A 20152-nucleotide genomic window follows, 5' to 3' on the forward strand; every position below is an offset into this window, starting at 1 on the left:
CCCGGCCGGGCGGCCGGGACGACCCGGACGATCAGACGCCTGCGCGGTCGCGGTCCGGGGTCTCCGCGACGTCCACCGGCGAGCTGCGCTTCGCGGCGACGGCCCTCACGACCGTGAGGGTGAGCAGGCCGGCGATCACGAGGTACATGACGATCGTGAAGCCGGTGCCCCACAGGGCGGACCAGTCGCCGTTGCTGACCTGGAGGGCCTGGCGCAGCTTGCCCTCGGAGGTCGGGCCGAGGATCACGCCGATCACCGTCGGCACCACCGGCAGGCCGTAGCGCCGCATGAGGAACCCCAGCAGGCCCAGGACGACCAGCACCAGGATGTCGGTCGGGTTCTGGTTGACGCTGTAGCTGCCGAGGATCGAGAAGAACAGGATCCCGCTGTACAGGTAGGGGCGCGGGAGCTTGAGCAGCCGGGCCCAGAGGGGCGCCAGCGGCAGGTTGAGCACCAGCAGCATCACGTTGCCGATGAGCAGGCTGGCGAGCAGCGCCCACACCACGTCGGGGGTGTTCTCGAACAGCTGCGGGCCGGGCTGGAGGTCGTAGCGCTGGAAGGCCGACAGCATCACCGCCGCGGTGGCGGTGGTGGGGATGCCGAGCGCCAGCAGGGTCACCAGGGTGCCGGCGGCCGAGGCGTTGTTGGCCGCCTCGGGACCCGCGACGCCCTCGATGGCGCCGTGGCCGAACTCCTCGGGGTGCCGCGTCAGCTTCTTCTCCAGGGAGTAGGACAAGAAGGTGGGCATCTCCGCCCCGCCGGCCGGCAGGGCGCCGAACGGGAAGCCGAGGGCAGTGCCGCGCAGCCACGCCGGCCACGAGCGTCGCCAGTCCGACCGGCTCATCCACGGCGTGCTGCTGGGCAGCACCTCGGCGGGGGCCTGGCGCAGGTGGGCGGCGATCCACAGCGCCTCACCGACCGCGAACAGCGCCACCGCGACGACGACCGTGTCGATCCCGGTCGACAGGGAGTCGACGCCGAAGGTCAGCCGCTGCTGCCCGGTCAGGTTGTCGATGCCGATGAGCCCCAGGGTCAGCCCCAGGGCCAGTCCGGCGAGACCGCGGACCGGGGAGGACCCCAGCACCGTGGAGACGGCGACGAACGACAGGATCGTGATCGCGAAGTAGTCCTGGGCCTTCAGGCTCACCGCGAAGCTCGCCATCGCCGGGGCGGTGAAGATGAGCAGGACGGTGGCGATGGTGCCGGCCACGAACGAGCCGATGGCCGCCGTCGCCAGCGCCTGGGYACCGCGTCCGGCCCGGGCCATCTTGTTGCCCTCGATCGCCGTCATCACCGACGAGCTCTCGCCGGGGGCGTTGAGCAGGATCGACGTCGTGGAGCCGCCGTACATCCCGCCGTAGTAGATCCCGGCGAAGAGGATCAGGGCGGGGGCCGGGTCCAGCGAGTAGGTCAGCGGCAGCAGGAGCGCCAGGGTCATGGCCGGCCCGATGCCGGGGAGGACCCCGACGAAGGTGCCGAGCATGACGCCCACGAAGGCCCAGAGCAGGTTCTGCGGCTGGGCGGCCGCGGCGAAGCCGTCGAGCAGGGAGGAGACGGCATCCATCAGGCACCTGCCAGGGGGAGGTAGATGCCGAGCGCCTCGGTGAAGAGGAGGAACGCGACGAGGGGTACGACGATGCTCACCGCGAGGTCGACGACCAGGCGGCGGGATCCCAGCAGCCGGGTGGTGCCGAAGAACAGCAGCGCCCCGGCGGCCGGGAAGCCGATGACGGGGATGAGCTGGCCTGAGCCCGCGACCAAGGCAGCGAGGCCGAGGAGCGTGCGCCACTCGGTCCCGTGGCTGAGGTCGACGTCCTCCCCGGACTCCTGCTCCCCACGTCCGCCGCGGAGGATGTCGAGGGCCAGGAGAGCGGCCACGACGAGGAGGAACCCGGCCACGAAGTAGGGCACCACGCGGGGACTCAGCGTGCGCACTGTGCCGATGCCGTCGGAGATCTGCTGCGTCTCGACGAGCACCAGCATCCCGAGCCCGGCCAGCAGGCCGACCACTCCGAGCTCGGAGAGGTCGGCCCGCCGGGAGGCGTGGGGTCCCGACGCGTCGGGACCGGCAGCCGTGAGGTGCTCCATCAGACCAGGCCCAGCTCGCCGAGGAGGCCCTGGACCTGCTCGTCCTGCTCGGTCATGTAGTCGCCGAACTCGTCGCCGGTCAGCAGGGCGTCGGTCCAGCCGTTCTCGGCCATCGCGTCCTCCCACTCGGGGGTGTCGTGCAGGTCCTCGACCATGGAGACGAGACGGTCCTGCTCCTCGCCGTCGATGCCGGGAGGGGCCACGAGGCCGCGCCAGTTGGTGAACTCCAGGTCGACGCCCTGCTCGGTGAGGGTCGGAGCGTCGAAGCCCTCGACGCGCTCGCCGCTGGTGACGCCGAGCACCCGGAGCTGGCCCGCCTGGATCTGGTCCTTGTACTCACCGAGCCCGGACACGCCGAGCTCGACCTCGCCGCTGAGCAGCGCGGCGAGCAGCGGGCCGCCGCCGTCGTACACGACGTAGTTGACGTCCGTGGGGGTGACGCCCACGGCCTCGGCGGTCAGGTGCGCCGCGAGGTGGTCGGGGCCGCCCGGCGAGGAGCCGCCGCCGACAGGGAAGTCGGCGGGGGACTCGGTCCAGTCCGCGACCAGGTCGTCGAGGGTCTTGTACGGCGAGTCCGCCGGCACGACGAGGATGTCCGGCTCGCTGATCAGCCGGGCGATGGGGGTGGTGTCCGACAGGGTGCTCTCGGACTGGTTCGTGTAGACCGCGCCGACCACGCCGAGGCCCATGAGCATGAGCTCGCCGTCCTTGCCCTTGGAGCCGACCAGCTTGGCCAACCCGGTGGTGCCGCCGGCGCCCTCGAGGTTGTAGACCTCGACGGTGTCGTTGATCTTGTCGTCCTCGACGATCTTGGCGGCCACCCGGGCCGTGGTGTCGTAGCCGCCACCGGGGGAGTTGGGGACCATGATCCGCACCGCGGTGTCGCCCTCGGAGCCGCTGCAACCGGCCAGAGCCGTCACGGCGACCAGGGCCGCACCGGCGGCGACGATCGTCTGGAACTTCCTCATGCATGTCTCCTTGCCTCACCCACGGAGGGGCTCGCTGCACTTTGCGGCGTTGCCGGAATAGTGGTGGCGGTCACACCTCATGTCTCCCTTGTGGTCGGAAGGTTCGTTTCGGTCTTTGTGGTCACGGTCACACCCTCGCCGCGGTCGACGGGACTGTTGCAGACTGCGCCCCGTGTCGAGGTTGTCGCTGTCACGCCAGCTGCTGTTGCTGCAGATGTGCATCGTGGTCTTCGTGGTGACCGCCGTGGCCGGCGTCTCACTGGTGCAGAGCGGCGCGACCTTCACGCGCGAGGAGGGGCGACGGATGCTCGGTGCGGCCGAGTCCTTGGCGACCGAGGGGCTCGTCCGCCAGTCGACCGCCCTCACCGTGGGTGGGGAGTCCCGCGAGGAGAGCGAGGTGCAGGCCGGCCTCCAGGATCCCATCGGCATCCGTCTCGAGAGCGCCCGGGCGTCGGCCGGGGCGACGTACGCGATCCTGCGCGGCGCCGACGACGACGTGCTGGGGGCCACCCTGCCGACCGAGGCCGACGACCTGCACCTGGACCCCTCCGTCGAGGACGGGGCCAGCTGGTCGGGGACCGGTGACCGGTACGGCCGCCGGACCATCGAGGCGCAGGTCCCGGTCTTCGGTGACGGGGTCCGCGGTCGGCCCGGCGAGCTGCTGGGCGTGATCGTCCTCGGCCGCACCTACCCGACCCGGCTCGAGGTGCTGGGCTCGGCCGCTCCGAGCGTCTTCGCCTACCTCGCCCTGGCCATGGTCATCGGCGCGGCCGGGTCGCTGCTGCTCTCGCGACGGGTCAAGCGCCAGACGCTCGGGTTGGAGCCGAGCGAGATAGCCGGACTGGTCGAGCAGCGGGAGGCCATGCTGTACGGAGTGCGGGAGGGCGTCCTCGGCGTGGACATGCGGGGCGGCGTCGCCTTCGTCAACGACGAGGCCCTGCACCTGCTCGGCCTCGAGCGGCCCGCACCGGGGACCGCTGTGGAGGACCTGGGCCAGGAGGCGGAGGTGACGTCGATCCTGCGGGGGCGGCACCGGGAGCAGGACCTCGCGGTGGCGGTCGGCCCGCGCCTGCTCGTGCTCAACAACCAGCCGGTGACGGTCCGGGGTCGGCAGACGGGGTGGGTGACCTCCATGCGCGACCGCACCGAGCTGCTGGGGCTCCAGCACGAGCTGGCCGAGGAGCAGGCGGGCACCGACACCCTGCGGGCCCAGGTGCACGAGTTCCGCAACCGCATGCACGCGATCGGCGGGATGGCCGAGCTGGGCCAGACGGTCGAGCTCGGCGAGTTCGTGCGCGCCATCGTGCACGACCTCGACGCCCGCCTGGCCGAGGTGAGCGGGTCGATCGAGGACCCGGCGGTCGCGGCACTGCTCGTGGCCAAGCTCAGCCGGGCCGACGAGCTGGGCGTCGACTTCTCGCTGGCCGAGGGCGCGCGGCTGCGTCACCATGACCCGGTGCTGTCGGCCGACCTGGTCACCGTGGTCGGCAACCTGGTCGACAATGCCTTCGAGGCGGTGGGGCGGGGCGGAGAGGTCGTCATGGACGTCGAGGACGACGGTGAGAGGATCGAGATCGAGGTACGCGACAACGGGGGTGGCATCGCCGTCCGCGACGTGGACCGGGTCTTCGAGCCCGGGTTCACGACCAAGGTGGGTGAGGACGTGAAGGGCCACGGCTTCGGGCTCGCCCTGACCCGCATGGCATGCGCCCGCCACGGCGGCGCAGTGACGGTCTCGCGCCGTGGCGGTGCCGTCCTGTGCGCCGAGCTCCTGGTCGACGAGGTGCCTCGTGGTTGAGGCCGTCGGCCCGGTGCGGGTGCTGGTCGTCGACGACGACTTCATGGTGGCGCGGGTGCACCGCGACGTCGTGCAGCGCATCCCCGGCTTCGAGGTGGTGGGTGAGGCCCGCACCGGCGCCGACGCGTTGGAGCTGGTCGCGGGGCTGCAGCCCGACATCGTGCTGCTGGACGTCTACCTCCCCGACATCCCCGGCACCGAGGTGCTCCAGCGGATCCGGTCGGGTGACCACCCGGCCGACGTCGTGATGATCACCGCCGCGCGGGACGCGGCGACCGTCGCGCACGCGATGAGGTACGGCGCGGTGCACTACCTGGTGAAGCCGTTCGCCTCGGCGGACCTCGTCGAGCGCCTGCGCCAGGTCGCAGACGCCCGGCGGCACCTCTCCCGCCCGTCACCGGAGCCGTGGGGACAGGCGGACGTGGACCGCGTCTTCCGTCCGGTCAGTCCGGTGGCGCAGTCGGCGCGCACCCTCCCCAAGGGCCTGTCGCAGGAGACGATGGAGCTCGTCGTGGAGGGTCTGCGGGGCCGGGCGGAGCCGGAGGCGGCCGCCGACGTGGGCGAGCGGATCGGGCTGTCCCGGGTGAGCACCCGCCGCTACCTCGAGCGTCTCGTCGCCATGGGGTGGGTCGAGGTCAGCCTGAAGTACGGCTCGACCGGCCGACCGGAGCGCCGCTACCGCTGGTCGCGCGACTGATCCCACCGGCCGTCGGCGTCGAGGGCGTGCACCTCGACGACGGCCGCGGGGTCGATGGGCCCGTAGACGTGCGGGTAGGTGTCGTCGCCGACCGGCTCGACCCGCACGTGGGAGCCGAGGAGCTCGGGGTCCACGACGAGAAGGACCAGCGGCTCACGGGCGTCGGCGTAGTAGCGGTCGAAGACGGGCTGCACCTGTTCGAGGCGGGAGGCATGGATGAAGCCCTCCTCGGCGAGGGTGCGCCCGCGGGTGGAGGTCGTGTAGGCGCCGGTGGCCTGCGCGGACTCCCAGTCCGCGACGGTCGCGACGTGGTAGATCGGCTGCATCATCGAGGGCAGGCCGATCAGAAGAGCCGGTGCTCGGAGTCGTCCATGCCACGCAGCAGGTCGTAGTCGACGAGCGCGCAGGCGATGCCGCGGTCGGTCGCCAGCACCCGGGCCTGCGGCTTGATCTCCTGGGCCGCGAAGATGCCGCGGACGGCGCCCTTGCGGGTCAGGGCCGGGTCGCGGTTGAGCAGGTCGAGGTAGCGGGTGAGCTGCTCGACCCCGTCGATGTCGCCGCGACGCTTGATCTCGACCGCGACGCTGAGGCCGTCCGCGTCGCGGCACATGAGGTCGACCGGTCCGATGGCGGTCATGAACTCGCGGCGCACGAGCGTGAGGCCGTCGGCCAGCGAACCGGGGTGCTCCGCGAGGAGCTCCTGGAGGTGCTTCTCCACGCCGTCCTTGCGCAGCCCGGGGTCGATGCCCAGGTCGTGGCTGGAGTCGGAGTGGACCTCCTCGATGAGGATCCGCAGGGTGTCGTCGGTCTTGGCTGCCGTCACGGTCCATTCCGGCTGGCCGTCCTCGGTGGCGCCCTCGCGGAAGGTGCACGGCGGCGACATCCAGTTGAGCGGCTTGTAGGACCCGCCGTCGGAGTGCACGAGCACCGACCCGTCGGCCTTGATCATCAGCACCCGGGTGGCCATCGGCAGGTGGGCGGTCAGCCGCCCGGCATAGTCGACCTGGCAGCGCGCAACGACGATCCTCACGGGCAGGAAATGTACCCGTGCCCCACCCGTCGCCCGTGCCCCGGCCGACGTGCGAGCATGCGGTGCGTGACCGCCACCCACGACACCGCGACCGCGTACGACGTCGACGACCTGCGCGCCGCCTTCCCCGGCCTCGACCCCGGCATGGCCCGTTTCGACGGTCCGGGCGGCTCGCTCGTGCCCTCCGTGGTGGCCGATGCCGTCGCCGACATGCTGCGGGCCGGGGTGTGCCAGCGCGGTGGCCCCACCGCGGTCGGCCGGCTGGCCGACGAGACCGTCCTCGCCGCGCGCGCCGCGATCGCGCGGTTCGTGGGGCTCGCCGACCCCCGGGGAGTCGTCCTGGGCCGCTCGATGACCGCTGTCACCTTCGACCTGGCGCGCACCCTGGCGCAGGAGTGGGGCCCGGGCGACGAGGTCGTGGTGTCCCGGCTCGACCACGACGCGAACATCCGGCCGTGGGTCGTCGCCGCCGAGCGCGCCGGGGCGACCGTGCGGTGGCTGGGCTTCGACCCGGTGACCGCGGAGCTCGACGACGTCCGCCCGCTGCTCGGCGACCGCACCCGGCTGGTCGCCGTCACCGCCGCCTCCAACCTGTTCGGCACCCGCCCCGACGTGGCCGTCGTCGCCCGGGCGGCCCACGAGGTCGGCGCCCTGGTGTACGTCGACGCCGTCCACCTGGCCGCGCACGCGCCGGTCGACATGCAGGCGCTGGGCGCAGACCTGCTGGCGTGCTCGCCGTACAAGTTCTTCGGACCGCACCTGGGGGCGGTCGCGGCCGAACCGGCGCTCCTGGAGCGGCTGCGGCCCGACAAGCTGCTGCCCTCGAGCGACGCGGTGCCGGAGCGCTTCGAGCTCGGCACCCTGCCCTACGAGCTGCTGGCCGGCGTCACCGCGGCGGTGGAGTTCGCCGAGTCCTGGTCGATGGCGGCCGTGGAGGCGCACGAGCGGGTGCTGGTGGCCCGGCTCCTCGAGGGACTGGCCGCGCTGGACGGGGTCACGGTCCACGGCCGGGCCGCGCGCCGTACGCCGACGGTGCTGGTGAACCTCGCCGGCCTGGAGCCGACCGAGGTCAGCCGGCGCCTGGCCGAGCGGGGCGTGGCCGCACCCGCGGGCAGCTTCTACGCCCTGGAGGCCTCGCGCCACGCCGGCCTGGGCGACGCGGGCGGCGTACGCATCGGGCTGGCCGCCTACACCACCGCCGACGAGGTGGACCGGTTGCTCGCGGCCCTGGGCGATCTCGCGGGGGAGTGACGTACGTCTCAGCCCGAGTGCTGAGCAGGGGGTTACCGGCGAGTTCGCTGGCGGTCCGGTCGTGCCATCATGCGGGGCATGACGACTGCACCGACCGAGCGCGCACCCCGCACCTTCTCCACGATCGGGGTCATCGGCCTCGGCACGATGGGCGCGGGCATCGCCGAGGTCTTCGCGCGCAACGGCTTCACCGTGATCGGGGTCGAGCTGACCGACGATGCCGTCGACCGCGGGCGTGAGCACCTGGCGCACTCGACGGGTCGTGCGGTCTCCCGCGGCAAGATGAGCGAGGAGCAGCAGGCCGAGATCCTGGGCCACATCAGCTTCGCCACCGACCTCGCCGCCCTCGCGGACGCCGACTTCGTGGTCGAGGCCGTCGTGGAGTCGCTGGAGATCAAGAAGGGGCTCTTCCGACGCCTCGACGACATCGTGCGGCCCGACGCGATCCTGGCCACCAACACCTCGTCGCTGCCCGTGACCGAGATCGCCACGGCCAACACCCGCCCCGGCCGGGTGGTGGGGGTGCACTTCTTCAACCCCGCACCCGTGCAGAACCTCGTCGAGATCGTGCGCACCGTCGTCGCCGAGCCCGCCGTGCTGGCTGACGTCGAGGACCTCCTGGGCCGCCTCGGCAAGAACCCGGTCGTGTGCGGCGACAAGGCCGGCTTCATCGCCAACACGCTGCTCTTCGGCTACCTCAACCACGCGGTGTCGATGTACGAGGGCAAGTACGCCACCCGCGAGGACATCGACGCGGCCATGCGCTTCGGCTGCGGCTACCCGATGGGCCCGCTGGCGCTGCTCGACCTGATCGGTCTCGACACGGCGTACGAGATCCTCGAGACGATGTACCGCCAGGGCCGCGACCGCCTGCACGCGCCGGCCCCGATCCTCAAGCAGATGGTCACCGCCGGCCTGCTGGGTCGCAAGACCGGCCGCGGCTTCTACACCTACGAGCGGGCCGACAGCCCGGTCGTGGTCCAGGACGACAAGACCCCCTCGACCGACGACCTTCCCGAGCTCAAGCACGACATCCGCACCGTCGGCGTCGTCGGCACCGGCACCATGGCCGCGGGCATCGTCGAGGTCTTCGCCAAGAGCGGGTACGACGTGCTGTACGTCGGCCGCTCGCAGGACCGCGTGGACGGCGTGCTCGCCTCGATCACCCGCAACCTCGACAAGCAGATCCAGCGCGGCCGGGCGACCGAGGAGCAGAAGACCGAGGTGCTCGGTCGGCTGCGCGGCACGACGTCGCTCGACGACCTGTCGGGTGTCGAGATCGTCGTGGAGGCGATCGCCGAGGACCTGGCGATCAAGACCACGCTCTTCGAGAACCTCGACGAGATCTGCAAGCCCGGCACCATCCTGGCGACCACGACCTCCAGCCTGCCCATCATCTCCCTGGCCCGGGTGACCTCGCGCCCCCAGGACGTCGTCGGCATGCACTTCTTCAACCCGGCGCCGATCATGAAGCTGGTGGAGGTCGTCTCCACCGTCGCCACCGACGACGATGTGGCCGAGACCGTGCGCGCACTGTGCGCCAAGGTGGGCAAGGTGGCCGTCTCGTGCGGCGACCGCGCGGGCTTCATCGTCAACGCGCTGCTCTTCCCCTACCTCAACGACGCGGTGAAGATGCTCGAGGCGCACTACGCCACGGCCGACGACATCGACACCGCGATGAAGCAGGGCTGTGCGCTGCCGATGGGTCCGTTCGAGCTGCTCGACGTGGTGGGCAACGACGTGTCGCTGGCCATCCAGCGCGAGCTCTACCTCGAGTTCCGCGAGCCCGGCTTCGCGCCGGCCCCGCTGCTCGAGCACCTGGTGACCGCGGGCTACCTCGGCCGCAAGACGCAGCGAGGGTTCCGCGACTACAGCATCCGCTGAGCGCGCCGCGGGGTGTCGGCGGCCGCCAGTTGCGGCGGGCTTGGTGGGGGTCCGGGGCCCCGGGACGCGACCCGGACGCGCTCAGCCCTGGTCGGCCACCAGCGCAGCGAGCCGCGCGCGACTGCTGATGTCGAGCTTGCGGTAGATGTGCGTGAGGTGGGCGTCCACCGTGCGCGGTGAGATGAACAGCTCCTCAGCGATCTGGCGACTGGTGAGGCCGGTCGCCACGCGCTCGGCGACGTGGCGCTCCGCGGTGGTGAGCTGGTCGAGCACGCCGCCGGCCGCGGGCGTGGTGGCGCCGGTGAAGAACGCGACGGCGGCCTCGACGGCGGCCGGGGTGAGCTCGTCGTCCACGATCCAGCCCTCGGGTACGGCGCGTCCGGCGGCCGTGGGCGTGTCCGCGGCGTAGCCCCAGGCGATGACCCCGCGGGCGACGCGGAGCGCGGACGCGGTCGCGGCCAGGGTCCGGGTGTCCCGGAGCCCGCGTCGCTGTCCGAGGTGGGCCAGGGCGTCGAGGGCGTCTGCGGCCCGCAACGACATCGGCATGGTCGCGGCGCGGTCGAGCGCCGACAGGAACGTGTTGGCGGCCTGCCCCTCGTCGCCACCGGCRAGGAGGGCCCGGCCGAGCAGGAGGCGGGCCTCCACGGCRTCGCGTCCCAGGCCGGTGCTGTCGGCGAGCACCACGACGTCGGCGGCCAGCCCGGCGGCGCGCGGGACCTCACCCGCGCGCAGGAGGTCGCGGGCGTCCTGGGCGAGCACCGGGATGCGCACCGCCCAGGGCAGGTCCTCCCGGTCGACCACCGCCGGCTCGTACGACCGGTCGAGGTGGCGCAGCAGGACCTCGGCCAGCAGGGCCACCCGGTCCTCGGCCACGGCGCGGGCGTCGTTGACGACGGCGCGGGCCGCCGAGGCCGCCTCGATCGTGCGTCCCTGCTCCAGGGCTACGCGGGCCATCAGGGTGCGTGCCGAGAGGATCGTCCAGCGCTCCTCCGGCGTGGCGTGCCCCTCCAGGATGGCGCGGGTGGCGGCCATGGCGGCCCGGCAGTCGCCGCGGGACACGTGGACGTCGGCCAGGGTCCGCAGCACCTGGCGGCGGATCTCACCGCCGGCCGCGCCGAGGTCGAGCGCCCGCTGGGCCTCGGCCTGTGCCTGCACGAGGGCGCCGGCGTCGAGGTGCATCTCGGCGCGGATGGAGGCGTTCTTGGCCAGCTCGCCCTCGGGGTCGGGGGCGCTCTGCGCGTGCTCGTCGGCACGATCGAGCAGCCACATGCCCTCGTAGGTGCCCCGCACCTCGGAGGCGGCGATGCCGGCACGGCGGGCGACCTGCGCGCCGATCTCGGCCGGTCCGTCCCCGCTGACCAGGGCGGCCTCGAGGATCTCCACCGCCTCGCGGGCCTTCATCGAGGTGTAGAGCGAGGAGAAGATGCGGTTGGCGATGGAGTAGCCCAGCGGCCGGGTGCCCGGGTCGTCGCACGCGGCGGCGACGGTGCTGCGCATCACCGGGAGGTCGGCCAGCCACGAGGCATCGCCGGCCCCGGAGTTGAGGTCCTCCGGCGCGACCCGGTCGGCCCAGCGCAGCAGGGCGTGCCGGGTCTGCTCGCGGTCGTCGGTGGAGGCGGTGAGGAAGGTGCCGTGCCTCCGGATCGGGGTCAGCATGTCGAAGCGGCCGTCGGGCAGGACCTCCACGAGGCTGCGGCGCACCAGGGCGGAGACGATCGTCGCCGCCTCGTCGCGCCCGACCCCCGTCACCTCGGCCAGCACCTCCAGGGAGACGGGCGAGCCCAGGTGGGCCAGGCGCCGGAAGCAGCGCCGCTGCGGGGCGTCGAGGAGCTCGTAGGAGGCCTGGACGGCCTCGGACAGCGAGGCCGTGGGCACCACGTTGGTGACGCCCACCAGAGCGATCTGGACGGCGATCTGCTCGATGAGGAGCGGGAGCCCACCGGTCGCGTGCAGGAGACGGCGTACGTCGTCGCCGTGGGCGACGAGATCGACCGGGTGCCCACCCGCGGCCTCGACCCGGTGCAGGAACAGCTCGACCGCGGGCCCCGAGAGCGGCTCGTGCCGCAACGGCATGGCCAGGGGGCCGACCCGGACGACGCGCTCGGCCGGCTGCCCGGCCATGGTCACCGACGTGAGGGCCAGGCGTGCGTCGGTGGTCGAGGAGACGACCTGCTGGAAGGTCGGGCCCAGCAGGGTGGGATCGACGTCCAGGCCGTCCACGACGAGCAGGCCACGCATGCCGTCGACCGCGCGGCACAGCGCGCCCTGGGTGGAGTCGCCCGGGGTCGGCCGGGCGTCGAGCGCGTCGAGGCAGGCGGTGAGGACCTCCTCGGGCTGCTGGATGCCCCGGGCGTTGACCCACGTGCTCTCGGCCCGGGCCGCCGCGTGGCGGGCCAGCAGGGTCTTCCCGCTGCCGGGCGGCCCGACGATCGACACCCACCGCGAGGTCGCCAACGCGGACGCGAGGTGCTGCTGCGTCTCTTCGCGACCGAGGCAGGGAGTGAGCACCCTTGAGAATCTACTGGTCCGGCACCGTCATTACGTAGGACTACGGATGCCAAGACGCCCTTGACCACGAGAGGCTCCTCACGACAGACGGCGTGTGGACTGCACAGGGGAGAGCCCACCCGCTCGTCGCGGCAGCGGGCCGCTGATCTCGGGGGAGGTCGGTGGCCCGCTGCGACTCACCGCGGCCGGGCCTAGTCGAGGCAGAACTCGTTGCCCTCGGGGTCGGCCATCACCAGGTGGCCGGCGCTCATCCCGCCGTCGGGCTCGACGCGGCGCAGCCTGCGGGCGCCCAGCGCGACCAGCCGGTGGGCCTCCTCCTCGAGGGCCGCCATCCGGTCGTCACCGGTGAGCCCGGGGGCGGCGCGCAGGTCGAGGTGCACGCGGTTCTTGGCCGTCTTGGGCTCGGGCACCTGCTGGAAGAAGATCCGTGGCCCCACGCCGTCGGGGTCCACGAGGGCGAAGGCGGAGTTGTGGAGGGCCTCGGGGACGCCGGCCGACCTCAGGAAGTCCATCCACGCGGCGACCGTCTCGTCGGGGTCGCCGATCTCACCTCCGGGCGGCGGATCGACCGCGTAGTGCAGGGCGGCACGCCAGAAGAGCCCGAGGGTCAGCGGGTCGTGGGCGTCGTACGTCACCTGGATCGTTCGGCTCATGGGTCGAGTCTGCCCGTTCTGGAGGACAGATGCTGTCCGCTTCCTCTGCCACCATGGCGTCATGGGTGACACCACCGAGCGCGTGCTGCGTCTCCTCGGCCWGCTCCAGCAGCGTCCTGTCTGGTCCGGCCCCGAGCTGGCCGAGCGCCTCGGGGTGACCACCCGCAGCATCCGCCGCGACGTGGAGCGGCTCCGCGCCCTGGGCTACCCCGTGCATGCGGCGCAGGGGGTCGGGGGCGGCTACCAGCTGGGACGTGGACGCGAGCTGCCGCCGCTGCTGCTCGACGATGCGGAGGCGGTGGCCATCGCCGTCTCCCTGCGGCTGGCGGCGGGCGGCACGGTCACCGGGGCCAGCGAGGCGGCGCTGAGCACGCTGGCCAAGCTCGACCAGGTCATGCCCCCGCGGCTGCGTTCGGAGGTCAAGGCCATCCACGACGCGACGGTGACGCTCTCCACGGCCCAGGACCTCGTCGACGGGGACGTGCTGCTCACCCTGGCCCGCGCCTGCCGCGACCTCGTGCGTGTCCGCTTCGGGTACGACGCCCGCGACGGCACCGCGACCGAGCGCTGGGTCGAGCCGGTGCGACTGGTGGCGACCGGGCGTCGGTGGTACCTCATGGCCTGGGACGTCGACCGCGAGGACTGGCGCACGTTCCGGCTGGACCGGATGCGGTCGGTGGTGCCCTCCACCTGGCGCTTCGCGGTGCGCGAGCACCCCGACCCCGCGGAGTACGTCCAGCGGTCGGTGAGCCACTCGCCGTTCAGCCACCACGCCCGGGTGCGCGTGCACGCCCCCGTGGCCGAGGTGGCCGCTCGCACCGACGTGCGGTGGACGAGGCTCACCGAGATCGACGCCTCGACCACGCTGCTCGAGTCGAGCGCCGACGCGTTGGACTGGTTGGCCTTCCACATCGTGTGGCTGGGCTTCGAGTGCGAGATCCTGGAGCCGCCCGAGCTGCGTGAGGCCGCGCTCGACCTCGCCGGCCGGCTCCATCGCTCGGCGGCCGACGGCTAGCCGCGTGCACCCGGATCGGCCGTGGGGGTGGGACGTACTCTGGGCGCCATGATGGGCATGGTCCTCCTCCTCGTGGTGCTCGGCGGCCTGGTGTCCGTCGCCGTCATGGCCGGCCAGGCCAGCAAGCGACGCGAGCTGACCCGGCACGAGGCGGAGCTCGAGCCGGTCAAGCGGCTCGCCGAGGAGGACGTCACCGCCCTCGGCGTGGAGCTGCAGGACCTCGACATCGAGCTGGCCGGCACGCCGCTAGGCCAGGGAGAGAACGCCGACTACCAGCGGGCCCTCGACGCCTACGAGTCGGCCAAGATGGCGGCCGCAGCCATGACCCGGCCCGACGACGTCCGCCACGTCACCGAGATCCTGGAGGACGGCCGCTACGCGATGGCCTGCGTCCGTGCCCGCGTGGAGGGACGCCCGCTGCCGACCCGCCGGCCCCCCTGCTTCTTCGACCCGCGCCACGGGATGTCGGTGGCTGACGTGCCCTACACGCCCCCGGGCGGCGCGCGCCGCGACGTGCCCGCCTGCCAGCTCGACCTCGAGCGGGTGCATGCCGGCGCCGAGCCCGACATCCGCAAGGTGATGGTCGGGTCCCGACGGGTGCCCTACTGGCAGGGCGGCCGGGCCTACCAGCCCTACGCGCAGGGCTACTTCGGCAACTTCGGGCCGATGGACTGGATGTTCATGGGGATGCTCTTCAGCGGCGGCTTCGACGGCCTCGGTGACGGCATCGGGGCGATCGGCGAGGGCATCGGGGACATGTTCGGCGGGATCGGCGACGGCATCGGCAACCTGTTCGACGGCTTCGACTTCTAGGTCGCTGCCGCCCAGGGCAGCTCGCCCCCGGCCAGCTCGACCAGGCGACGAGCCACCGCCTCCAGGTCGGCCCTCGACTCCTCGCGCGGCCGAGGCGGCAGCAGGTCGTCCCACAGCGGGGTGAACGCGCCGCGCAGCTGCGCGATCCCTGTCGGTCGCCCGATCGTCCACCAGTGCAGGTGCTCCTGACCGTCACCCCAGCGCAGCGCCTGCATCCGGGGGACGTCGAGGACGTCGGTGACCGCGCGTTCGAGCAGGACCAGCAGCTCGCCCATCCGGCCGGCCTCGCGCGGCTCCAGGTCGGAGAGGTCCGCGTGCCGGCGCGGCATCAGGAAGGCCACGAACGGCAGGGCCACGTCGTCCCGCGGCTGGCCCAGCATCGCCAGGTCGTCCCGCCAGACGACGTACTCACCACCGTCGCCCGCGGCGGCCGCGCAGATGAAGCAGTCCCCGTCGGAGCCGCYGCGCGGACGCTCGTCGACGGGTGGCTCGAGCTCGCGCTGCGCGAGCTCCCCGTCGAAGGGCCACGTCGGCCACCCGGACCAGGGCGCCGGACGGTAGCCGGACTCGGCGATGCGGGCGCGGGTGTCGTCGTACCACCCGCGTGCGGACTGCGCTCCTGACGAGGCCATGGCCCGATGGTGGCAGACCGGGCTGACAGGATGGGCGGGTGAGCGACTCCGCACTGCACGTGACCCGGCTCGGCGACGCGGGTCCGGTGGTCGCCTTCTGCCACGGCCTCTTCGGCCAGGGCAAGAACTGGATGCAGGTCGCCAAGGACCTCAGCCGCGACCACCGGGTGCTGCTCGTCGACATGCCCAACCACGGTCGCTCACCGTGGACCGAGACGTTCGACTACCTCGACCTGGCCGACCGGGTGGCCGAGGCGCTGCGCGACGACCCGCTGCGCGACGGTGGGCCGTTGGCCCTGGTGGGGCACTCGATGGGCGGCAAGATCGCCATGGTGCTCGCGCTGCGGCACCCCGATCTGGTCGAGCGGCTGGTCGTCGTCGACGTGTCACCGACGGCGTACTCCTCGGGTCGCGAGTTCGTCGGCTACATCGAGACGATGCGAGCCCTGGACCTGTCGAGCGTGGAGCGGCGCGACCAGGCCGACGAGGCGCTGCGCGAGGCGGTCCCCAACCAGACCGTGCGCAGCTTCCTGCTGCAGAACCTGCGCCGCGAGGGCGACGGGTGGCTCTGGCAGGTCAACCTCGACCTGCTCGGGGACCAGATGGACGCCCTCGTCGGGTGGCCGGGCGCCGAGCTCGGGGACGCGTCGTACGACGGGCCCGTGCTGTGGGTGGGTGGGTCGCTGTCGGACTACGTCACCGACGAGTACGCCCCCGAGATGGACCGGCGATTCCCACGCAACCGTCGCGTGATGGTCAAGGACGCGGGGCACTGGGTGCACTCCCAGCAGCCGGCGGTGCTCACCGAGGTGCTGCGCCGCTTCCTGCAGTGACCACGGCAATGGCCGCGACCGCGGCCGGGACCGCGGCTCAGGCCCGCTGCCGGGCCCGGTAGGCGGCGACGGCCTCCCGGTTGCCGCACGTGGTGGAGCAGTAGCGCCGCGACCGGTTGCGGGACAGGTCGAGCACGAGGCCCTGGCAGTCGTCGGCGGCGCAGACGCCCAGGCGGCCCATCTCGTCGGCCCGGACGACGTCGACCATGGCCATCGCCGTCTCCACCAGGATGCGGTCGGCCAGCGGCGCCTCGTCGTCGACGGCGTGGATGTGCCAGTCGAGCACGTCGTGGCGGACGAGGCGGGGGACGGCTCGTGCCTCGGCGAGGATCTCGTTGACCTGCTCGACCGCGTCGTCGCGCCCGGCCATGAGCAACGCCCGCAGGCGGGGCCTGATGGCACGGACGGCGTCGAGCTCGGCGCGGTCGCGCCGGTGCCCGCCGGAGTAGCCCTTCTCCTCGTAGAACGCGGTGAGGGCCTCCTCGGAGGTGAGGGTGTCCGGCTCGAGGGCGCTGTTCGCGAGGACCGCCGCGGCGTCGAGCGCCGCGGCCGTGTCAGGAGCGAAAACCATGTTGACACCTTACACAGTGCCGGACTAGCGTCATGTGCCATGACGAGCTTGACTCATGACACTGCCGCCGTCGCCCGGTCGCGGACCGGCGCAGGGCTCGGCTTCGCGCTCGTCTCCGCCACCACCTTCGGCCTCTCCGGTGCGCTCGCCCGGGGGCTGCTCGACAGTGGGTGGAGCGCGCCCGCCGCGGTCACCGCGCGGATCGCCATCGCCGCCCTGGTGCTCGTCGTCCCGGGCGTGCTGGCGCTGCGGGGGCGCTGGCACCTGCTGCGTCGCAACGGCGGCCTGGTCGCGGCGTACGGCGTCGCGGCGGTCGCGGGTGCCCAGCTGTGCTACTTCTACGCCGTCTCCTACCTCCAGGTCGGCGTCGCGCTTCTCATCGAGTACACCGCGCCCGTCGCGGTGGTGGTGTGGCTGTGGCTGCGCCATGGTCACCGCCCCCACCGGCTCACGGTCGTCGGCGCCGCGATCGCCGCCGCAGGCCTGGTCCTGGTGCTCGACGTCATCTCCGGTGCGGACCTGGATGCGGTCGGCGTGGCCTGGGGCCTCGGGGCGATGGTCGGCGCCGCGACCTACTTCGTCATCTCGGCCGACGAGGACAACGGCCTGCCGGGCATCAGCCTGGCGGCCGGCGGTCTCGTCGTGGGCGGCACGGTGCTCGGCGTGGCCGGGCTCCTGGGGGTGCTGCCGATGCGGGTGAGCTCGGACCCGGTGTCCTACCAGGGCGTCGACGTGGCCTGGTGGGTGCCGGTCCTGGCCCTCGGACTGGTCACCGCCGCCATCGCCTACGTCACCGGGATCGAGGCCGGCCGCCGGCTCGGGTCCCGGCTGGCGTCGTTCGTCGCGCTCACCGAGGTGCTGATGGCGCTCGTCTTCGCCTGGCTGCTCCTCGGCGAGCTGCCCCGGCCGGTCCAGCTGGCCGGCGGTCTGCTGGTCCTGGCGGGTGTCGTCGTGGTCAAGCTGGGGGAGGGGTCGCCCTCACCCGTGGTCGAGCCGCTGCCCGAGCCCCTCAGCGAGCGTCCTGCCGCTTGAGGAAGACCTCGCGGTGCAGCAGGAGCAGCGCCGCCGCGACCGGCACCGCCAGCAGGGCGCCGATGATGCCCATCAGGCTGCCGCCCAGCAGGGCCGCGATGACCGTGACCGACCCGGGGATGTCCACCGAGCGCTTCATGATCCTGGGGTAGATGACGTAGGACTCGAACTGCTGGTAGGAGACGTAGTAGATCGCCGTCACGAGCGCCGTGGTGGGGGACACCGTCAACGCCAGGGCGGTGATGATGACGCCCGACACGATCGCGCCGATCACCGGGACCAGGGACAGCAGCCCCACGATGAAGGCCAGGGCGAACGAGTAGTCACTGAGCCCCACGACGGCGGTGAAGATCAGCGTGCTGATGCCGGCGCACACGGACACCAGGATCGCTCCTGCGACGTAGGCACCCGTGGAACGGATGATCCGGTCTCCCAGCTCGCTGACCCGGCCACGCTTGGAGGCCGGCGCCAGGCTGTACGCCGCGAGCTTGATGCTGGGCAGCGAGGTGAGGAAGTAGACCATCAGCACGATCACGATCAGGGCGTTGGCCAGTGCGGACAGCACGGCCAGTCCGACACCGAGGGCGCCACCGAAGACCCGCTGCCCGAAGTCGCCCTGGGTGACGTAGTCCTGGAGCTTGTGGATCACGTCGAAGCGGTCGTCGAGGTCCTGGACCTGCCGGTTGCGCTGGAGGTCGTCGAGCCATCCGGGCGCCTTGTCGGTGATGAGGGCGATCTGGTCGCTGGTCACCGGCGCCACCGCGACGACGAAGAGCACCAGCACCGTGATCACGACGAACAGCACGAGCAGGACCGACAGGCCCCGCCGCATGCCGTGCCGCATGAACCACTCGACGGTGGGGTTGAGGCCGATGGCGAGGAACATCGCCAGCACCAGCAGGATCAGCACCGAGGAGATGCTGAGCAGCTGCTGGCTGAGGAACACCGCGACCAGGGCGCCCAGCGCTCCGAAGAACCCGATGTTGAACGGGGAGTGGCGCAGCACCGAGGTGGAGGACGCCTCGCGGCGCGGCTCCGTCGCGACGTAGGGCGTGGTGTCGATGACCAGGTCGGTGGCGTCGTTGATCTGCTCGGCGACGGTCACCGTCGAGGCAGCTGCCTGACGGGCGTCGTCGACCGCATCGTCCGCGCGGTCCGCGGCCGCCTCGGCCCGCTCGGCGTGCTGGCCGGCCTGGTCCACGGCCTGGTCGACCGCGCGGTCCACGGCCTTCTCGACGTGCTCGTCCACGGCGACCGGCGCCGGGGAGCCGGACGAGGAGTCGCCCGTGGCGGCCTGGGGAGGCCGGGAGTCTGCGGTGCCGGACTGCCGGAGGCGACCGCGGAGGCGGTCGACCCAGCTCAGGACTCGTCCTCGGAGAAGCCGGCCACGACGTCGCGCAACGCGCCCAGCTGCGCGGCGACCGCGTCGCGGCGCTTGGTCATGCGGTCGACCTCGGCCTGGACCGCGGCGAGCTCGCGCTCGGCGTCGGCCGCACCGCTGGCGGAGACCGAGTCGGCCTGGGTGGTGGCGGACGCGACGATCTGCTCGGCCTCGCGGCGGGCCCGGCTGAGCAGGCCCTCGGCCTCGCTCTGCGCCTGCTGGCGGTGGGCGTTGGCCTGGGCCGTGGCCTCACGGGCGCGCTGCTCGGCCGCGGAGGCGCGGTCCTCGGCCTCCTGGACCAGGCGCTGCGTCTCGGCGGTGGCGCTGGAGTGGTGCTCGGAGGCCTCGCGGGCCAGGCGCTCCTTCTCCACCGCGAGCGTGCGGCGGGCCTCCTGGACCTCGCGGTCCGCGGCGGCCCGGGCCTGCTCGGCCTCGCGGCGCGCGGTGGTGCGCAGCTCGTTGGTCTCCTGCTGGGCGGCCAGGCGGACCTGGTCGGCCTCGCGGCGTGCCGCGGCGAGGATGTCCTCGGCCTCGGCCTTGGCAAGCGTGCGCTCCTGCTCGGCGTCCGTGGTGAGCCTGCTGCGCATCTCGTCGAGCTCCTTGAGCTGGACCATGCGCATGTCGTCGGCCTCGCGGGACGCGTCGGCGCGGATGGCCTTGGCGTCGCGGTTGGCCTGCTCGCGGATGTCCGCGGCGTCGCGGGTGGCGGCGGTCCGGACGTCGGTCGCCTCCTCCTCGGCCAGCTTCAGCATCGAGGTGGCGCGGCCGCCGAGGCCGGCGTACGTCGGGTTCTTGTTCTCCTCGAGCTCCGCGCGCATCCGCTCGGCCTCGCGCTCGAGCTCGATGACGCGCTGCTCGGAGGCGGTGAGGCTGGAGCTGAGGCCGGACTTCTCGGTGGTCAGCTGGTTGATCCGCTGGTCGACCGCGGCCTTGTCGTAGCCGCCGCGGCGGACCATGGGCAGCGCGGCGGCGACCGGGGCCGTCGAGCGGGACGGCGT

The 20152-nt window shown here is 72.7% G+C and carries 19 protein-coding genes; 8 read left to right on the plus strand and 11 right to left on the minus strand.

Going from position 1 to position 20152, the window contains the following annotated elements; genetic code table 11:
* Positions 1-31 precede the first annotated feature (31 nt).
* From AC1DQF_RS17010 to AC1DQF_RS17020, 3 genes are read right to left on the minus strand one after another with little or no spacing between them, the layout of a single operon-like run.
* Complete coding sequence (locus AC1DQF_RS17010; protein ID WP_477526405.1) at positions 32-1564, minus strand: tripartite tricarboxylate transporter permease; 1533 nt, start codon at positions 1562-1564, stop codon at positions 32-34.
* Positions 1564-2088, minus strand: a complete 525-nt coding sequence (locus tag AC1DQF_RS17015) for a tripartite tricarboxylate transporter TctB family protein (protein ID WP_477526406.1) — start codon at positions 2086-2088, stop codon at positions 1564-1566. Before AC1DQF_RS17015 ends, AC1DQF_RS17010 begins: the two co-directional genes overlap by 1 nt.
* On the minus strand, positions 2088-3056 hold the full coding sequence (locus tag AC1DQF_RS17020) for a Bug family tripartite tricarboxylate transporter substrate binding protein (protein WP_477526407.1): 969 nt from the start codon (positions 3054-3056) through the stop codon (positions 2088-2090). The genes AC1DQF_RS17015 and AC1DQF_RS17020 overlap by 1 nt, the downstream gene beginning before the upstream one ends.
* 172 nt (positions 3057-3228) lie before the next feature.
* Between AC1DQF_RS17020 and AC1DQF_RS17025 the strand changes: the two genes are divergently transcribed.
* Both AC1DQF_RS17025 and AC1DQF_RS17030 read left to right on the plus strand, forming a co-directional pair.
* Positions 3229-4854 carry a sensor histidine kinase gene (locus AC1DQF_RS17025; RefSeq protein ID WP_477526408.1) on the plus strand — a complete coding sequence of 542 codons (1626 nt, stop codon included), beginning with the start codon at positions 3229-3231 and terminating at the stop codon, positions 4852-4854.
* On the plus strand, positions 4847-5551 hold the full coding sequence (locus tag AC1DQF_RS17030; protein ID WP_477526409.1) for a response regulator: 705 nt from the start codon (positions 4847-4849) through the stop codon (positions 5549-5551). The genes AC1DQF_RS17025 and AC1DQF_RS17030 overlap by 8 nt, the downstream gene beginning before the upstream one ends.
* Here AC1DQF_RS17030 and AC1DQF_RS17035 read toward each other — a convergent pair.
* Together AC1DQF_RS17035 and nucS are read right to left on the minus strand one after the other, a co-directional pair.
* Entirely contained in the window at positions 5530-5880 is a 351-nt protein-coding gene (locus AC1DQF_RS17035; RefSeq protein ID WP_477526410.1) for a DUF952 domain-containing protein, read from the minus strand. The two genes, AC1DQF_RS17030 and AC1DQF_RS17035, sit on opposite strands and share 22 nt — an antisense overlap.
* 14 nt (positions 5881-5894) lie before the next feature.
* Positions 5895-6581, minus strand: a complete 687-nt coding sequence (gene nucS, locus AC1DQF_RS17040; protein ID WP_477526412.1) for an endonuclease NucS — start codon at positions 6579-6581, stop codon at positions 5895-5897.
* Positions 6582-6647: 66 nt separating this feature from the next.
* Between nucS and AC1DQF_RS17045 the strand changes: the two genes are divergently transcribed.
* Both AC1DQF_RS17045 and AC1DQF_RS17050 read left to right on the plus strand, forming a co-directional pair.
* Positions 6648-7832, plus strand: coding sequence for a cysteine desulfurase-like protein (locus AC1DQF_RS17045; protein WP_477526413.1), 1185 nt, complete (start codon positions 6648-6650; stop codon positions 7830-7832).
* A gap of 78 nt (positions 7833-7910) precedes the next feature.
* Entirely contained in the window at positions 7911-9716 is a 1806-nt protein-coding gene (locus AC1DQF_RS17050) for a 3-hydroxyacyl-CoA dehydrogenase family protein (RefSeq protein ID WP_477526414.1), read from the plus strand.
* Positions 9717-9797: 81 nt separating this feature from the next.
* Here AC1DQF_RS17050 and AC1DQF_RS17055 read toward each other — a convergent pair whose 3' ends face one another.
* Entirely contained in the window at positions 9798-12224 is a 2427-nt protein-coding gene (locus AC1DQF_RS17055) for a LuxR C-terminal-related transcriptional regulator (protein WP_477526415.1), read from the minus strand.
* 191 nt (positions 12225-12415) lie between these two features.
* Positions 12416-12877: a VOC family protein gene (locus AC1DQF_RS17060; RefSeq protein WP_477526416.1), complete on the minus strand. Its 462-nt coding sequence runs from the start codon at positions 12875-12877 to the stop codon at positions 12416-12418.
* Positions 12878-12938: 61 nt separating this feature from the next.
* Between AC1DQF_RS17060 and AC1DQF_RS17065 the strand changes: the two genes are divergently transcribed.
* Both AC1DQF_RS17065 and AC1DQF_RS17070 read left to right on the plus strand, forming a co-directional pair.
* Complete coding sequence (locus tag AC1DQF_RS17065; protein ID WP_477526417.1) at positions 12939-13892, plus strand: helix-turn-helix transcriptional regulator; 954 nt, start codon at positions 12939-12941, stop codon at positions 13890-13892.
* A 48-nt stretch (positions 13893-13940) separates the two neighbouring features.
* Positions 13941-14705 carry a hypothetical protein gene (locus tag AC1DQF_RS17070; RefSeq protein WP_477526418.1) on the plus strand — a complete coding sequence of 255 codons (765 nt, stop codon included), beginning with the start codon at positions 13941-13943 and terminating at the stop codon, positions 14703-14705.
* Here AC1DQF_RS17070 and AC1DQF_RS17075 read toward each other — a convergent pair.
* Positions 14702-15337: an HIT family protein gene (locus AC1DQF_RS17075; RefSeq protein WP_477526419.1), complete on the minus strand. Its 636-nt coding sequence runs from the start codon at positions 15335-15337 to the stop codon at positions 14702-14704. The two genes, AC1DQF_RS17070 and AC1DQF_RS17075, sit on opposite strands and share 4 nt — an antisense overlap.
* Positions 15338-15375: 38 nt before the next feature.
* On the opposite strand from AC1DQF_RS17075, the gene AC1DQF_RS17080 reads away from it, so the two are divergent.
* Positions 15376-16170, plus strand: a complete 795-nt coding sequence (locus AC1DQF_RS17080) for an alpha/beta fold hydrolase (RefSeq protein WP_477526420.1) — start codon at positions 15376-15378, stop codon at positions 16168-16170.
* A gap of 37 nt (positions 16171-16207) precedes the next feature.
* Here AC1DQF_RS17080 and AC1DQF_RS17085 read toward each other — a convergent pair whose 3' ends face one another.
* A complete protein-coding gene (locus AC1DQF_RS17085) occupies positions 16208-16741 on the minus strand; it encodes a CGNR zinc finger domain-containing protein (protein WP_477526421.1) in 534 nt (177 codons plus the stop codon).
* 39 nt (positions 16742-16780) lie between these two features.
* Here AC1DQF_RS17085 and AC1DQF_RS17090 point away from each other — a divergent pair, with 39 nt between their 5' ends.
* Positions 16781-17773, plus strand: coding sequence for an EamA family transporter (locus AC1DQF_RS17090; RefSeq protein WP_477526422.1), 993 nt, complete (start codon positions 16781-16783; stop codon positions 17771-17773).
* On the opposite strand, the gene AC1DQF_RS17095 is transcribed toward AC1DQF_RS17090, so the two are convergent.
* Both AC1DQF_RS17095 and AC1DQF_RS17100 read right to left on the minus strand, forming a co-directional pair.
* Entirely contained in the window at positions 17751-19022 is a 1272-nt protein-coding gene (locus AC1DQF_RS17095) for an AI-2E family transporter (RefSeq protein WP_477526423.1), read from the minus strand. The genes AC1DQF_RS17090 and AC1DQF_RS17095 overlap by 23 nt on opposite strands.
* A gap of 110 nt (positions 19023-19132) precedes the next feature.
* Positions 19133-20152: hypothetical protein (locus AC1DQF_RS17100; protein WP_477526424.1), on the minus strand; the 1020-nt coding region annotated here is incomplete at its 5' end.

Source organism: Nocardioides sp. P4_G4, assembly GCF_056401085.1.